The 16,047-nt window shown below is 55.9% G+C and carries 13 protein-coding genes; 6 read left to right on the forward strand and 7 right to left on the reverse strand.

Annotated elements, in window-relative coordinates; translation table 11 throughout:
• Nucleotides 1-7 precede the first annotated feature (7 nt).
• On the reverse strand, nt 8-958 hold the full coding sequence (locus CSR02_RS10990; protein ID WP_099541648.1) for a cell division protein FtsX: 951 nt from the start codon (nt 956-958) through the stop codon (nt 8-10).
• Nucleotides 955-1,737, reverse strand: coding sequence for a cell division ATP-binding protein FtsE (locus CSR02_RS10995; RefSeq protein ID WP_095045803.1), 783 nt, complete (start codon nt 1,735-1,737; stop codon nt 955-957). Before CSR02_RS10995 ends, CSR02_RS10990 begins: the two co-directional genes overlap by 4 nt.
• 169 nt (nt 1,738-1,906) lie before the next feature.
• On the opposite strand from CSR02_RS10995, the gene CSR02_RS11000 reads away from it, so the two are divergent.
• Complete coding sequence (locus CSR02_RS11000) at nt 1,907-2,938, forward strand: zinc-ribbon domain-containing protein (protein WP_244176950.1); 1,032 nt, start codon at nt 1,907-1,909, stop codon at nt 2,936-2,938.
• Between the two features lie 67 nt (nt 2,939-3,005).
• On the opposite strand, the gene CSR02_RS11005 is transcribed toward CSR02_RS11000, so the two are convergent.
• Nucleotides 3,006-3,401, reverse strand: a complete 396-nt coding sequence (locus CSR02_RS11005) for a hypothetical protein (protein WP_099541650.1) — start codon at nt 3,399-3,401, stop codon at nt 3,006-3,008.
• A gap of 272 nt (nt 3,402-3,673) precedes the next feature.
• On the opposite strand from CSR02_RS11005, the gene CSR02_RS11010 reads away from it, so the two are divergent.
• The 5 genes from CSR02_RS11010 to CSR02_RS11030 are packed head-to-tail and all read left to right on the forward strand — an operon-like array spanning nt 3,674 to nt 9,871.
• Nucleotides 3,674-5,488, forward strand: a complete 1,815-nt coding sequence (locus CSR02_RS11010; RefSeq protein WP_099541775.1) for an ATP-binding protein — start codon at nt 3,674-3,676, stop codon at nt 5,486-5,488.
• Nucleotides 5,472-7,469 (forward strand): response regulator, encoded by a 1,998-nt coding sequence (locus tag CSR02_RS11015; protein WP_099541651.1) that lies wholly within the window; start codon nt 5,472-5,474, stop codon nt 7,467-7,469. The genes CSR02_RS11010 and CSR02_RS11015 overlap by 17 nt, the downstream gene beginning before the upstream one ends.
• Nucleotides 7,470-7,515: 46 nt before the next feature.
• Nucleotides 7,516-8,115 carry an ATP-dependent protease subunit HslV gene (hslV, locus tag CSR02_RS11020; protein WP_099541652.1) on the forward strand — a complete coding sequence of 200 codons (600 nt, stop codon included), beginning with the start codon at nt 7,516-7,518 and terminating at the stop codon, nt 8,113-8,115.
• Nucleotides 8,115-9,428 (forward strand): ATP-dependent protease ATPase subunit HslU, encoded by a 1,314-nt coding sequence (gene hslU / locus CSR02_RS11025; RefSeq protein ID WP_099541653.1) that lies wholly within the window; start codon nt 8,115-8,117, stop codon nt 9,426-9,428. The genes hslV and hslU overlap by 1 nt, the downstream gene beginning before the upstream one ends.
• Nucleotides 9,428-9,871 (forward strand): SufE family protein, encoded by a 444-nt coding sequence (locus CSR02_RS11030; protein WP_019090116.1) that lies wholly within the window; start codon nt 9,428-9,430, stop codon nt 9,869-9,871. The genes hslU and CSR02_RS11030 overlap by 1 nt, the downstream gene beginning before the upstream one ends.
• Before the next feature lie 126 nt (nt 9,872-9,997).
• On the opposite strand, the gene CSR02_RS11035 is transcribed toward CSR02_RS11030, so the two are convergent.
• The 4 genes from CSR02_RS11035 to CSR02_RS11050 all read right to left on the reverse strand — a co-directional run bounded on the left by CSR02_RS11035 (nt 9,998) and on the right by CSR02_RS11050 (nt 16,019).
• The gene (locus tag CSR02_RS11035; RefSeq protein WP_042786677.1) at nt 9,998-12,325 is read right to left on the reverse strand and encodes a xanthine dehydrogenase family protein molybdopterin-binding subunit; all 2,328 of its coding nucleotides are present in this window, start codon (nt 12,323-12,325) and stop codon (nt 9,998-10,000) included.
• Nucleotides 12,318-12,794 (reverse strand): (2Fe-2S)-binding protein, encoded by a 477-nt coding sequence (locus tag CSR02_RS11040; protein WP_003622889.1) that lies wholly within the window; start codon nt 12,792-12,794, stop codon nt 12,318-12,320. The genes CSR02_RS11035 and CSR02_RS11040 overlap by 8 nt, the downstream gene beginning before the upstream one ends.
• Before the next feature lie 20 nt (nt 12,795-12,814).
• Nucleotides 12,815-14,143, reverse strand: coding sequence for a c-type cytochrome (locus CSR02_RS11045; protein ID WP_099541776.1), 1,329 nt, complete (start codon nt 14,141-14,143; stop codon nt 12,815-12,817).
• A 403-nt stretch (nt 14,144-14,546) separates the two neighbouring features.
• On the reverse strand, nt 14,547-16,019 hold the full coding sequence (locus tag CSR02_RS11050; protein WP_099541654.1) for a mannitol dehydrogenase family protein: 1,473 nt from the start codon (nt 16,017-16,019) through the stop codon (nt 14,547-14,549).
• Nucleotides 16,020-16,047 lie beyond the last annotated feature (28 nt).

Here is a 16,047-nt window from a genome sequence, read left to right on the forward strand (position 1 = left end):
TGAGAGATTAAGGAAGGCGCCGTAGCCATAGGCGCACCATGCTTTGTGTTGTAATCCAGCAGATAAAGGCAGCTGCAAATGGCAGCGCGGCAAAAGCCACCAGCATATCTGTTGGAATAACGTTTTGCAGGGTTTTCCAGTCTGGCAGCAAAAGCGTATCAGACTGGAACGAGATATTGGCAAAAGGGGCTGCCATTCTAAACAAAACCAGCAGGGGCACCATGGCCAGAACGGTGCCTGCCAAGCTGCCGCCCAGCCCCAGCATGGCCGTGCGCCAAGCAAAACGGCCAGCAATATAGCCATCGGATGCGCCCAGCCCGTGCAGAATTTCAATAATATCGCGCCGGGTTGAAAGGCCAGCACGCGTGGCAAGGCCGGTAACAAGCGTGGCAATACCACCAACTGTTAAGAGCGCCAGGCCCGCACAGGCCAAAAGACTGTTGGCCAAGGCTTTCAGCCGTTCTCCCCAGCTTGCGTTGTGTTCAACAATAGTGCCGGGTACGTGGGCCGTAAGGGTTTGCTCCAGATCATTCGGCACCTGGGTGCGGTCTGGCAAACGGATGCGGATAATAGCGGGCAGAGGTAGGGCGGAATTATCTGCTTCACCCAGCCACGGTTCCAAAAGTCGCGCCAGTTCCTCTTTATCCAGACGGTGCACCACCGTACCGGGGGGCAGGGTGTTCAGGTCCGCCAAAACAGTTTCCGCGCGGGAAGGGCCGGTGGGGTCTTTCTTGTTGCTGGTAGGTTTAAGAGGTTGGTCTGGGTCTGGCACCTGTACAGTTACAAGCTGGGCAGCACCCCCAGCCCAGCGGGCAGAAAGGGCGCGTGCTCCCGTTGCTCCTGCCAAAGTCAGGGCGGCCAGAAAGCTCATCATGGCAACAAGCGTAAACAGGCTGCGGTCTGGCAGGGCCTCAGAAACAGAAAGACCATCCTTGCGGCCAGAAAAAGGCATCATCACGGTGCTGCCCCTTCATCTCGCACCAGTCGGCCGCGTTCCAGATACAGGGCAGGGCGTTCCAACCTGCGGATCAGGGCCTCATTATGCGTGGCCACAACCATGGTGGTGCCCATGTCACTTAGTTCGGCAAACATATCCAATAGCCGGTGGGCCTGACTTTCTTCCAGCGCGTTGGTGGGCTCATCTGCCAAAATCAGGCCGGGGCGATGGATAATGGCGCGGGCAATGGCTGTGCGCTGCTGCTCTCCACCAGAAAGGCTGGCGGCAGGCGCGTTCAGGCGCTCACCTAGGCCCACCCATTTCAGAATAGCTTGGATTTCATCCTGAATTTCATCTTCAGGGCGTTTTTGCAGGCGTAAAGGCAGGGCAACATTATCGGCCACGCTTAGGCCGGGAATAAGTTTGTAATCCTGATGCACCATGCCGATTCTCTGCCGCAGGCGTACAAAATGCGCACGTTTTTCCGCCTTGGAAACAGGCTTGCCCAAAAGCAGCATCCGGCCTTCTGTCGGCAATGTTTCAAGGTGCAGCAGGCTGAGCAGGCTGCTTTTGCCAGCCCCGGATGGGCCAAGAAGCCAGCGGAATCCCCCTTGCGGAATGGAGAAGGAGAGATCGGACAAGACCTGCGTATTCTGCTTTTTGCTCCGCCGCCATGAAACGTTTTCCAGACGGATCATGCTGGAGCCATGCAGGGCAGGAGCGAAACAAAGCGGAATGGTTGAGGCATAAGAATATTGTAACCGAGAGGCAGGGGAAGTGTCGATTGAAAGACACAACATAACCCTTAATAAACGGCGTATTCCATCTTTTTGGCGCGATGTCTGGCGCGAAGAGGTGTTACCTGTGCTAAGGAAGGCACCAAATCTGTTCTTCCGTTCGATGCCTTAGCCTCGTATCTGCGTGCAGCAGGCGCCAGGAGGAAGGCAGCCTTGTATCAAGAGAGTGTTCATGAAGATCGTCTGTCCTTCCTGCGGTGTGGCCTATCAGGTTCCAGAGGCTCTTCTTGCCAAAAGGCAAATGCTCAAATGTTCTGCCTGTGGCGTTAAATGGCGGGTTCAGCTCCCGCAGCCGCAGCCCGCACCGGCAGCGGAGCCTGTGCCTCATGAACATGCAGCCCCTACCGCTGCGCCACAAAAGAGCACGCCACCGGCTGCACCGCCGCTGGAACCTCTCGCGGCGGCTCCCAAGCCAGATTCGGCACCGCCTTCTGTCGCAGAAGCATCTCCCAAAAAGCAGGCTCCCGCTCAGGACACTATCGCCAAAAAAGAGGTTGAGCCTGCCAAACCTGTTAAGGCTCCAGCCCCCAAGGTTGCGCAGCCTACACGCCCAGCTGCGCCTCCACTTCCGCCCCCTAAAGCTCAGGTTCGTCCGCCAGAAGCGCTTCGTCCCGCACCAGCGCCGGAACGTGTTTCTGCACCAGCACCCAGCGCGCCAGAATCCAAACCGGAAGTACCTGTTCCGGCTGCACCCCCTGCGGCTGTGCGGCAGGTGCATGTTACACAAACACCACCTCCACCAGTTCAGCCCCATATTGAGCCAACGCCAACCGCGCAGCCAAGGGCACCCTTTCCACCGGAGCCTCCAAAGCAACCGGCACAACAAGAAGCTTCTGCACAAACGGGCCAATATTATGAACCATTGCGCAAGGCCTCTCCCGCAGTTCCTCCTTCAGAGCCGCGTGTAGCAGCAGAAGCTGGGGGAACGGGCCAATCTCGGCCAATGGGTGGCGCTTCCAAATTGCGCCCAGAAGCAGCGCAGGCTTATGCTCAAACCGCTGCGGCCAGCAGAGCACAGCCGACAAAGGCGCAATCTGCCCGCAAACTGGATCTGACCGGCCTGCTTTTAACAGAAAAGTTTTGGAAAATGGCTTGGGTTATCAGCCTTGTTCTGGCTGTTGTTGGCTTGGTGGCCATCTGGCATTGGTGGAATGCCATTGTGCATGCATGGCCTGCCGCGGCGCGTTTGCACCGCGCAGGTTAAAGGTACAATCAAAAAGTAAAGCAAAACATATGGCAGCATAAAAAATAGGTGTGGGTTTACCCTGTTTTTACATGCTGCGCCCGGCCAATGTTGCCAGTGTTGCGCCCGCCGCGGCCAGAGCCATCAGCATAATTCCATCCCAGATCAGGCCGCTGGCGGTGAGGTCATGCCCGGCAATGGTAAGATGATGCGGGATGGCAGAGGCCACATTGGCAATGGCATCACGCGCCTGCGGGTCTGCCGATGCGGCGGATTTTGAAAGTGCACCCACCAATGCAGGCAGGGCTGCCCATGCCACGCCGGCAATCAGCAGAAGTGGCGCAAACAGTTCGGCTACCTGCTGCACAAAATAGAAAGCAAAATAACAAACAGACCAGATAGCCGTACGCACCAGGCCAAAGGCCGAAATGCCAGAACGAGAGGCTGCGGAAGACTGGGAGGAAAGCGGCATGCGCGGGTCCATGGATGTATTTCCTTGTCGGCCGTAAACAGGGCCGCGTTGTTTTGCTCTATCCAACCCACAGAGCGCGCAGGCGGACTATTCTTGCCCTTTCTATACAGGCACAGGGTAACGCATGCCAATGGATAGCCATATGAAGTGTGCAGGGCATGTTTTCATGCTGGTAACGCATTCGCGATGAGGAAGGTAAGGCGGAGGTTTGATAAGCTGCGTTTTTTACTCAGACCTCCAAAAAAGGACATGCCATTGGTTTTGTGCCGGTGGCGGTAAAATTTATGGATTTTCTTTCCTGCTCCATCCTGTTTGTCGGGGTGGATGCGGCTTGGCAGGCGCATTTGGAAACCTTGCTACAGGCGCGAGGTCTGCACGTTAACAGCGTGGCGGATGGCCGTTCTGCCTTTGCGGGGTTTGATGAGGATCTGCCCGATCTTCTGGTTGTGCCAGCGCGTCTGCCAGATATGCCTGCCACGCAGCTTTGCCAGCGTTTGCGGTTAAATGCCGCCACACGGGGGATTCCGGTTGTGGTGTTGCTCTCTCAGCCCAATGCCCGGCAGGAAGCCGACATTTTAGAACGTGTGGCAGATTGCTGTTTTAGCATGTCGGACAATCCGGTTTTGCTGGTTTTTCGTATCTGCGCCCTGCTGCGCGAATATGATGAAGACCTGGCCGGACGCGAGGGTGTGGTTTTTCGGCAGCCGCGTATCGTAATCATGACAGCTCCAGGCGGTGTGCTGTGGGCGTGGTCTGACAGGCAGAAACCCGCAAGTTTTGAACCAGTAAGAGGTGGGCAGCCCTATCTGGTGGAACTGCTGCAACAGAATGGGGAAGATGCCTTGCTGGTGGAAGATCCAGAAAAGTTGGATTTTTCCAGTATTACCAGCAGTCATGCTAGCCCGGACTGTGTGGTGATAGATTTGGCCTGTCCGGCGTTTGATGGGCTTGCGCTTGCCCGCACAATAGCTGCGTTTCGCAGGCGTAGCCGCCAGTGCACGCGTATTATGGGCATGGTGGAATATGGCAGCCTTTCTGGTGATCAGGTGGCCCGTGCCTTCCATGCCGGTATTGATGATCTTTTGGATGCAGATACTCCGGTAGATCTGCTTGTCAGCCGTATTGGCAGCCTTGTGCGGCGCAAAACCTTGCAAGATGAAGCCCGGCGGGAAGAAGCGCATATAGAAAGCGCCCGCGCACGTATGGCGCTGGCCGATGCCCTGCGGCGTGTTAATGCAGATCTGGCAGCGGCCAACCGCAAGCTGATAGAGGCACAGGCCAAGTTAGTGCAGTCTGCCAAAATGGCATCCCTAGGGGAATTGGCCGCCGGTATTGCGCATGAATTCAATAACCCGCTGGCCTTTGTGTTGGCGCATGAAAATACAGTCAAGCGCAGTATGGCCAAAGCGCTTCATGCTGTGAGATCACAGGATATGGAGGGTGCAGAAACCGCGCTGATAAAGGGGAGTGAGCGCCTATCTGCCTCTCTTATCGGGCTTTCCCGCATGCGGGATCTGGTGGCCAGTCTGCGCCGTTTTTCTCGGCTGGAGGAAGGAGAGTTCCGCCGGCTGGATGTGCCAGAAGCAATTGGCATGGTGCTGACATTGCTTGCCCCCAAGCTGGGGCAGGATATTGAGGTCACGTGCAAGTTAGAAGCCCCGCCGGAACTTGTCTGCCAGGCTGCACTTGTAAATCAGGTTGTTATGAACATTGTCAGCAACGCGGCAGATGCCATTTTGGATAAACGCCGTGAGGCTATCCAAAATGGTGAAGCTCCGCGTGTGCAGGCAGATCGCATTCTTATCTCCTCATTTCTGGAGCAGGCGGAAAACGGCGAAGGCGAAGAATACGTGATCCAGATTAGCGATACCGGGCCCGGTGTGCCCAAAGAATTGCAGGAACGTGTTTTTGAACCGTTTTTCACCACAAAACCTGTAGGGTCTGGTACGGGGCTTGGGCTGGCCACCGCATATGGTGTGGTGCAGGCCCACGGCGGCAATGTTGTTGTAACCAATGCAAGCACGCTGGGGGGCGCCTGTTTTACCCTCCGCGTGCCATACAGAGCAGGAGAGGAGAGGCGCGGTGATAACGTTGCCTGACCTGAAACAGCGTCCCACCGTGCTTGTGGTGGATGATGAACCGGAAATTCTGGTTGCGCTGACAGACCTGCTAGAGGGAACCTACCACGTTCTTTCTGCTTCATCAGGAGAGCAGGGTTTGGCGTTGCTGCGTGCAAACCCGGATGTAGCGGTTATTATCTCGGACCAGCGCATGCCCGGCATGACGGGTGATGTCTTTTTGGCACAAACGCGTGATATTTCGGGTGCGGGTGCCATTTTGCTTACGGGATATGCCGATATCTCTGCCGTGGAAGCTGCGCTGAACCGCGGGCAGATTTCCTTTTTTGCGTACAAACCATGGGATGATGAAACACTTCTTTCCATGGTTGGGCAGGCAGCAGCACGCTATTTTCTGGAAAAAGAGCTGGAATGTGAGCAACTTTTGCTACGTGGATTGCTGGAAAACCTTCCCTTCGGGCTGGGGTTCAAGGACCAGAACGGTTGTTTTATCCGCCTGAACCAGCAAATGGCGCGAGAGTTCGGGCGCAGCGTTGCGGAATGTCTGGGCCAGAAAGAGGAAGATCTGGTAAACGGCCCGCGGCAGGAAAGCCTGGAAGAAGCACGTCAGGCGCTGGAAACATCTGGGCGCGATCAGCAGGTTTTGCAGCTTCCGGGGCCGGATGGGCAAAACCGCTGGCATGATCTTACCCGTGTGCGGCTTGATAGCCTGCTGAATGCGCCGGTACGTTCGGGTCTGTTATCTGATTATTCCATCCTGATTGATCGGGATGTAACAGATCTGCTGGGGTTGGAGCAGCGCTTGCGGCAAGCCCAGAAAATGCAGGCCATTGGCACATTGGCTGGCGGCATTGCGCATGATTTCAATAATCTGCTCACGGCCATTCAGGGTTCACTGGAACTGGTGCAGGATCTGGAACCCCCGCGTGATCCGGGGGTGTCACGCCTGTATCAGAACGCCATGGAGGCCGCTCGCCGTGGTGGCACACTTACGCGCAAACTGCTGGATTTCAGCCGCCCGCGCCATTTGGTGTGCCAGCGGGTAGAAGTGCAGGAGGTCATGCAAAACCTTCAGGGCTTTATGAAGCAGGGCAAGGTGCCGGAAGATATCCGCGATGCGCTGGATCCCGCCTTGGTGGAAGGCAGCGGGCGCTTTAGCAGCGTGCAGTTTGTGTTGCCCGATGAGCCTCTGCCGCCTGTATGGACAGACCCGGTGCAGCTTGAACTGGCGGTGTTCAGCCTGTGCATCAATGCCATAGATGCACAGCCGGAGGGAGGACGCACCAGTGTTTCCGTGCGGCAGGTGGCGCGACTGTTAGGCCGCCATGTGGGTAAGGACCATCCGGGCGCATGGGTGGTGGTGCAGGTTTCGGACAGAGGCGTGGGCATGACGGAGGAAATGCGCGCCCGTATTTTTGATCCGTTTTTTACCACCAAAGATATGGGGCAGGGCACAGGGTTGGGCCTGTCCATGATTTACGGCTTTATCAGCCATTGCGGTGGCGAGGTGCGGGTAGAAAGCACGCCGGGTGGGGGCACATCTGTAGAATTGTGGTTCCCGGCTATGGATGCGCAGTTTTCTGCTGCACTCCCTCCCATCTCCAGCACAGGCAATAGCACCAGCAATATACGCACGTTGGCTGCCACGCCGCAGGGCCGCGCTATTCTGGTTGTGGATGATGAGCCGGGCGTGCGGGCCGTAACAGCAGGCTTTTTGAGCCGCGCGGGGTATGAGGTTCTGGAATCTGCCAGTGGGGCAGAGGCCGTGGAAACTGTGCGTAACAGGCCAGATATCGCCCTTGTGGTGATGGATGTGATGATGCCCGGCATGAATGGGGGCGAAGCCGCACAACGTATTCATGCCGAACGGGCAGAACTGCCAGTGCTGTTTGTAACAGGCTATGCAGATCTCGGTATTCTGCCAGAGGGCGTGGCCGTGCTGCACAAACCGTACACGCGTGATGCGCTTTTAGGAGATGTGAAGGCTATGCTGGCTGCATAGGCCAACCCCTTGTTCTGGGCGGAATAAGGCTTATCTGAGGAAGATCATGCATACTTTTCACACAGCTTCCTCATCCCATGATCCCGTCGGCTGGCACGGGACAACCATTCTCTGCGTGCGGCGCGGGGCCGAAGTTGCCATGGCGGGCGATGGTCAGGTCACACTGGGCAGCACGGTTGTTAAGGGCAATGCCCGTAAGGTGCGCCGCATAGGCCCGCAGGATAATATTCTGGCGGGTTTTGCGGGGGCCACGGCAGATGCCTTTACCCTGCTTGAGCGGCTGGAAGCCAAGCTGGAACGCTACCCCAACCAGCTTGAGCGCGCCTGTGTGGAGCTGGCAAAGGATTGGCGGACAGACCGTTACCTGCGCCGGTTGGAAGCCATGATGGCCGTGGCAGATGCCGAACATTCCTTTACCCTCACAGGGAATGGCGATGTGCTGGAGCCAGAAGATGGCATTATCGCTATTGGGTCCGGCGGCAATTATGCTCTTTCTGCCGCCCGTGCCCTGCTGACGGTTGATGGGCTGGGGGCAGAGGAAATTGTGCGGCGGTCTATGAAGATTGCTGGTGATATCTGCGTTTACACCAATCATTCTGTCCGGGTGGAAACACTCAAGGCTGATACAGATCAGGAGAGCCGGTAATGGATGCTCCTAACTTTTCTCCGCGTGAAATTGTAAGCGAGCTGGACCGGTTTATTGTCGGTCAGCAGGATGCCAAGCGGGCCGTGGCCATTGCCATGCGCAACCGCTGGCGGCGTGCGCAGCTTTCTGAAGGCATGCGTGAAGAGGTTGTGCCCAAAAACATCCTCATGATCGGCCCTACCGGCTGCGGTAAAACGGAAATTGCCCGCAGGTTGGCCAAACTTGCGCAAGCCCCTTTCTTGAAGGTGGAAGCCACCAAGTTTACCGAAGTGGGGTACGTGGGCCGTGATGTAGACAGCATTGTGCGCGATCTGGTGGAAGTTTCCATCACCATGCTGAAAACATCTCGCCGCAAGGATGTTGAAGAAAAGGCCCAGCAGGCAGCGGAAGAACGTATTGTGGATGCGCTGGCGGGGGAAGGATCTTCGGCCGACACAAAAAGCAAATTCCGCAGCATGCTGCGCAGCGGCCAGCTTGAAGACAAGGAAATTGATATTGCCGTAACCGAGCAGCCCCCTGCCGGAAGCAGTGACATGCCCGGAGCCGTGCCGGGGCAGGCCATCAATGTAGGCGATATGATGAAAGCCTTCATGAATCGTGGCCCCAAGCAGAAAAAGCTCAAGGTTTCTGTGGCACGCGAATATCTGAAGCGCGAAGAAGCGGACCGCCTGCTGGATGGTGAGGCCCTTACGCGGGAAGCCGTAGCCAATGCGCAGGAAAATGGCATTGTCTTTTTAGATGAGATAGACAAGGTGTGTGCCCGTGCATCAGAAAGCGGTGCAAAAGGTGGTGATGTCTCCCGCGAAGGGGTGCAGCGTGACCTTCTGCCGCTGATTGAAGGCACAACCGTTTCCACCAAACATGGCCCGGTGAATACAGACCATATTCTGTTTATTGCCTCTGGCGCATTCCATTTGGCCAAGCCGTCTGACCTGTTGCCAGAACTTCAGGGGCGTTTGCCTATTCGGGTAGAATTACAGCCGCTCAGCCGTGAGGATTTGCGCCGTATTTTAACAGACCCGGAGCATTCTTTGCTCAAGCAATACATCGCGCTGATGGGCACAGAAGGCGTAACCCTGAACTTTACGGATGATGCCGTGGATGCGTTGGCCGAACTGGCAGCAGATATTAATGACCGCGTAGAAAATATTGGGGCACGGCGGCTTGCCACGGTGCTGGAAAGATTGTTGGAAGATGTCTCTTTCACGGCATCGGACCGGAAGGGCGAAACCGTGGAAGTAAATGCTGCAATGGTGCAGGAAAAAGTCGCGCCACTGGCGCGCAAGGGAGATCTGAGCAGGTTTATTCTGTAATGGAAGCACCATTTGTAACGCCGCAGGAAGATACGGCAGAAGAAGCTATTGAAGCCATCCGTGATGAGCTGGAAATCTTTGATGATTGGATGGAGCGGTATCAGTACATCATAGAAATGGGGCGCAAGCTGCCCCCATTCCCGAAAGAATGGTGTGATGATGCCCACCGCGTGCCTGGCTGTCAAAGCCAGGTATGGCTGGAAGAAAAGGAAGAGGACGGCAAACTGTATTTTGCAGGCCTGTCTGACGCCGCCATAGTGTGCGGGTTGGTGGCCTTGCTATTGCGCGTATATTCCGGCCGATCCAAGGAAGAAATTCAGGCAACAGACCCCAAGTTCCTGCGTGATCTGGGGCTTGTGCAGGCTCTTTCCACTAACCGAGGAAATGGGGTGGAAGCTATGGCGCGGGCTATTCGTTCCGTTGCGGCTTCTGCTGTGGCCTGAACTGAATGTGAATTGCGCCGCCTTTATAGAGGTGGTGCAATTTCAAATAAAAAACCGGCGTGCTGGAAAAATCCAGCCGCCGGTTTTTTTATGCCTGCTTTACAGAAAAGCGGGTGCCTGAAAAAATCAGGCGTTCCCTTTTTCTTTCAGCGCTTTCAAGATATCAGCAGGGCGCACGGGCAGATGCCGCATACGCACGCCAACAGCATTGAAAATGGCGTTGCCAATAGCTGGGGCAATGGTGGTGACACCCGGTTCACCAAGCCCCATGGGTTTTTCTGTGCTGGGCAGGAATTCAATATCCATATCCGGCACATCTGTAATACGCAGGGGCGTATAGGTGTTCAGGTTACGGTCACGCACGTTGCCGTTTTCAATTTCCGTGCCTTCAAACAGCGCCATGCTCAGGCCCCACAGTGCACCGCCTTCGGTCTGGGCCAAAGCGCCGTCCGGGTCAATAATCGTGCCGGCATCCAGCACCAGCCAGATTTTCTGGCAGGTTACAACGCCTGTTTCGCGGTCAACATGCACCTGTGCGGCACCTGCTGTCCATGTTGGCATGTTGCGTTCCTGTCCAAAGGTGGTGGCAATGCCAATGGCCGTATCTTTAGGCAGGCTAACTTTGCCGTAACCGCACTTTTCCACCAACTTTTTAAGCACATTGGCCTGACGGGATGCCCCACCAACAGAGTTGGGAGCACTGCCAGCATTACGGCCCTTGCAGGTTAGCAGCCCAAGGCGGAAATCAACTGGGTCTTTCCCATAATCATGGGCCAGTTCATCCAAAAAGCTTTCATGCGCCCAAGGTGTCCAGCCGGAACTGACCGAACGTAGCCAGCCGGGGCGGAAGGTGGCATCGGCCAGATCATTATCCAGCGCACGCACCAGAATGGGGCCAACATCGTACCAGTGGTCAGCGCCTGCAATGGCGAACTGATCGTATGGTTTGCCGTCTTCACCTTTTTCCATAAAGGCAGCAGCCATCACGCCTGTTGGCCAGCCGGCGGAAGCATGATGTTCCCACCCGTTAATGGAACCATCCTTGTTAACACCAGCGCGCACTGTTTGGATGGAGGGGGAACGGATGGAATCAAACAGCACGTCATCAGAACGGGTGAAGACGAGTTTAACAGGCTTGCCACCCAGCGCCTTGGAAATAAGCGCGGCGGGAACTGCGTAATCCCCGTTCAGGCGGCGGCCAAAGCCACCCCCCAGCAGGTAGCTGCGCATCACCACATCGGATTCAGGAACCTGAAGCGCTTTGGCAATAACGGGCAGGAACAGGGTCTGCCACTGGTTGCCGCAATGCACTTCCCACTTGCCTTCATGCTGGCGGGCAAGAGCGTTCATGGGTTCCAGCTGATAATGCAGCACGGAAGAGCACGTATAAGTGCGTTCCACTACCTTATCGGCTTTGCCCAGTGCCTCATCCACTCCGGCATCATTGAAGATGCGCGAACCGCCGGTTTTTTCGGCAATCTGCTTGCGGCCGTATTCAATAATGTCCTGTTCGGTCACGTTGGCGGTTTTACCCGGCGTCCACGTTACTTTCAGGGCATCTGTTGCGCGGATGGCAGCAGGGTAGGAGGAAGCCAGAACAGCTACCCAGCCCGGTACTGTGTTGGAGGGATCATCCAGCACAATGTAGCGGATATAGCCCTTAACCTTTTTGGCTTCTGTATCATCAACAGAAACCACTTTGGAGCCATACCGCGTGGGCGGCATTTTGGGGCGGGCATACACCATGCCTTCCAGCTTGGCATCAATGCCATAAATGGCCGTGCCATCTGTTTTAGATGGAATGTCCAGCGCTTTAACTTCACGCCCGATCAACCGATGTTCGGATGAGGGTTTTAGCGGCAGCTTGGCCATTTCATCTGGCGTAAAGGTGCGGGTGGGGTGCGCACGGCTTACAATTTCGCCGTAGGAAATGGAGCGCTTGCCCGCAATAACCTGCCCATTACGTGCAATACAGGCAGATGGCGCCACACCCAGCAAGCGTGCCCCTTCATCCACCATTACAGTGCGGGCTGCAGCCCCAGCCTGACGGAACTGATCCCACGTCATCCAGACAGACCAAGAACCACCTGTAACCATCAGGCCCCATTTGGGGTCTGTATCCACATAGGTGATCTTAACCTTGTCCCAGTCTGCTTCCATTTCATCGGCAATAATCCGGGCAAGGGCGGTGCCAACATGCTGGCCCATTTCTGCACGGATAACGTTTACGTTCACCCAGCCATCCGGTGCAATGGAGCACCAGATTGTGGGTTCAAACGCACCACCGGCGGGCAGATTGGCTGCGGCCTGCGGATAAACCTGCGCAGCATTACCCTGCCGTGCAAAGCCGAACATAAAGGCCGAGCCCATGGCCGTAAGCAGAAAACCGCGGCGTGTGGGCCCACGGCCAGCGGCCCGATCCTGCCGGGCTGCAATGCGTTCCAGCTTACCCATGAGATGCCTCCTCCTTCTGCATGGCGGCGGCTGCTTTCTTGATGGCCTTACGGATGCGCACATACGTCATGCAGCGGCACAGGCTGCCGCCCATAACACCATCAATCTGCTCATCCGTCGGGTCTGGATAATCTTTCAGAAGGCTAACAGCCTGCATGATCTGGCCGGACTGACAATAACCACACTGTGGAACCTGAATATCTTTCCAGGCTTCCTGCACAGGGTGTTTGCCTTCTGGGTGCAGGCCTTCAATGGTGGTCACATCAGCGCCTTCAATGGAGCTGATGGGCGTAATGCAGGAGCGGGTGGCACGGCCACCCACCAGTACGGTGCATGCACCGCACTGGCCTACGCCACAACCAAACTTTGTGCCTGTCTGGTCCAGATCATCACGCAGGGCCCACAACAGGGGGGTATCTTCTGGCACATCGACGGAAACGTCACGGCCATTGAGTTTGAACTTTATCATCTCTTGCTCCGTGTTCCGTCTTAGTGCGAAGAATTGACAGGAACTGGCTGGACGGTCTTGCGCACTTCGGCGGCCTTTTTCTCAAGGTTTGTCCACGGTGGCAGTGTGGTGCGGGTGCGGCGCAGATAAGCGGCAATGCGGGCCATATCCTTGTCGGACAACGCATTGTAGAAGCTGGGCATGGCCACGCCAGATTGCCCTTCTTCCGCCGTAAGCCCACGTAGCATGACTTGATACAGGTTTGTGGGTTCATCCAGCCACAATGCATTGTTCAGCGCCAGATCCGGGCGACCCAGAACAGGCGTGGGCGCTGCGTTGTAATGGCAGGCCGCACAGGCGCCCTGATACAGCTTTGCATCCGGGTCCACATTCGGGCCGATCAGATCGGTTTTGGATTCTTCCATGGCGCGGGCCAGTGCGGCCTTGTCGTTCTTTTCACGCTCGGCGGCATGGTCCACATCCGCAAAGTAATGCGCAATGGCGTGCACATCTTCTTCCGGCACGGTGGACAGGAAGCGATGCGGCACGGGGGACATAGGCCCGCCAGCCGGGCCGTGCAGCGGGGCTACACCAAACCGCAGATACTGGTACAGCTCATCTTCGGTCCATGTGGTGGGGGTTGGGTTGTGCTCGTTAAGGGCAGGCGCAATCCAGTTATCCACCACAGCACCTTCGTAGGCAGAGCCTTTCTTTTCGGCCCCCATAAGGTCACGCGGGGTATGGCACGCGCCGCAATGGGCATTGCCTTCGGCCAGATAGGCGCCGCGGTTCCACAACGCATCATGCCGAGGGTCGGGCTTGTACACGCCGGGGCGCAGATATAGCAGCTTCCAGCCTGCCTGAAGAATACGCAGGCTGAGCGGGAAGGGCAGCTCGTTCGGGCGGCGAGACATATGCACGGCCGGGCGTGTCATGATGTACGCATACAGGTCAGAAATATCCTGATCCGTCATCTTGGTGAAATGATCGTACGGGAAAGCCGGGATCAGATGCGCACCCTTGCGGGAAACACCAAGATGCATGGCGCGGCGGAAGGCCTCTTCCGACCAGGCGCCAATGCCCATTTCAACATCTGGTGTGATGTTGGAAGAATAGATGGCCCCAAATGGAGTATCCATTTTATAGTCACCGGCCAGTTCCGGGCCACCACCGTTATCTGTGCGGGTGTGACATTCTGCGCAATACCCTTCGGCCGCCACAATCCGCCCGCGCTCTATCTGCTCGGCAGAAAAGCTGGCGGGGTTTGGCCGCTCAATCGGGGCAATTGGTGGATACCATGCATAATATAAGAACCCGAGCCCCCCAAGGACCCCGGCCGCGGCTACTCCCGCTAGAAGACGTTTGATCACTCTACCCCCAATCCCGTGAAAAACGTACCATCTGGCGGGTGGCATGCAGACCAGCATGCCTTGAGCCGATGGATGAGCGTCTGAGGTTCGTTTCCTGATTCAGGACAATTCTTATCTGGATTTGCGATGTAAATAAACGCATAGGTTCCGCTGTATTGCAGCAGAATCTGAATAAGATTTATTTGCCCTGCGAGAATATTGCAGAAAAACAGGGAGTTTTGTCTTTATCTATATTTTTGCATATATAGTTAAGTGCTGCTTTTGCATGTATGCCATGCACTCAGTTCTTGAAAGAAATCATATTTCAGCGATGAAAGAGGCCACCGCACCCTCTGTCCTGCCCATTTTCGGGGCGTATGGACCACAGGATGCGGTGGCAAAAGGCATGAACGCCTAAGGCAGATTAGCCCATATGCTGGGCAAGGGTTTTGCGTGTACCCTGCGCGCGTATATTCTGGCGGAGTTTGACAACATCCGCACCAAATTCTGGATGATCTTTAAGGTTCCAGCCGGCAAAAACGGTCATCTGCAAACCTGCGGCCAGATCTTCCGCACGTGCCAGCGTCAGTTGCGCGGCGTTAAGTGCCGGTTCTGTAATGGTGTAAGGCTTGCCTGCATCTGTGGTGCCACGCAGATATTCCAAAAAACAGGCCGTGCCAAATGCCAGCCGCCAATGGTCACGCCCCGCACCCAAAACACCATTGACCGTATCGGTCAGGAAAACAGGTAGTTTGGAGCCGCTATCAGAAGCAATGCGCAAAAGCTGATCGCCCACAGCGGGGTTGCGGAAGCGATGCAGCACTAACTGGGCATACTGCGCCAGCGAGACACCGTGGGGTGGTGTAATGAAAGGTGAGGCATCTTCTGCCAGAAAACGTTCCAGATGCCCCAGTAGCAACGTATCTTCTATGGCATGCGGCACGGTGTCATACCCCATCAGCACACCGGGCAGGGCCAGCATGGAGTGGGAGGCATTGAGCATCCGCAGTTTCACCTGCTCATAAGGCCCAACATCATCTGTAAACTGTACGCCCACAGTTTCCAGTTCGGGCCGTCCATCGCAGAAATTATCTTCAATCACCCATTGGGTGAAGTCTTCTGCAAAAATGGGCATTTTGTCGGCAACGCCAGTTAAGGCATCCAGTCGTGTTATGTCGGCTTCGCCAACAGAAGGTGTAATCCGATCCACCATGCTGGAGGGGAAGGAAACATTTTCTTGCATCCATGCGCCCAAAATAGGGTCACGCGCTGTAGCATAGGTGCAGAAAGCCATGCGGGCGACCTTGCCATTATGGCGCAGATTATCGCAGCTGAGCACTGTAAAGGGGCCGGTGCCGCTTTCACGCCGCTGGCGCAGGGCCTCACATACCAGACCAAAAGCTGTTTCAGGCACATCCCGCGCAAGATCTGCTTTAATATCAGGATGATCCAGCATAAAGTTGCCTTTGGCATCCAGATAGTAGCCACCTTCTGTAATGGTGAGGGTAACAATTTTAATATCTGGGTCTGTCAGGCGCTTGATAGCGGCGGCACGATCTTTGGCGGCATGTATATATTCTTTAATGCTGCCGATAACGCTGCTTTCATGAGAACCATCGGGCGCAAAGGTGGTCAGGGTATATAAATTATCCTGTTCCGCCATAATGGCCGCACGTTTGTCCTCCCGTGCGGAATTGCGCAGGCCTATGCCAACAATGGCCCAGCCTTGCTGGCCCGCGCGTTCCAGCACCTTGTTGATATACATGGCCTGATGGGCGCGATGGAAGTTGCCCACGCCAAGATGTGCAATGCCTGCCGTGGTTTTCTGCCGATCATAGCGCGGCGTGGTGACCTGAACAGGAAGCTGGTGCAGTGTGGCGTTGGAAAGAGGAATCATGAAAGCCGTGTACCTCGCTTAAAAATAT

The organism is Acetobacter pomorum, from assembly GCF_002738225.1.
Lineage (GTDB): Bacteria > Pseudomonadota > Alphaproteobacteria > Acetobacterales > Acetobacteraceae > Acetobacter > Acetobacter pomorum.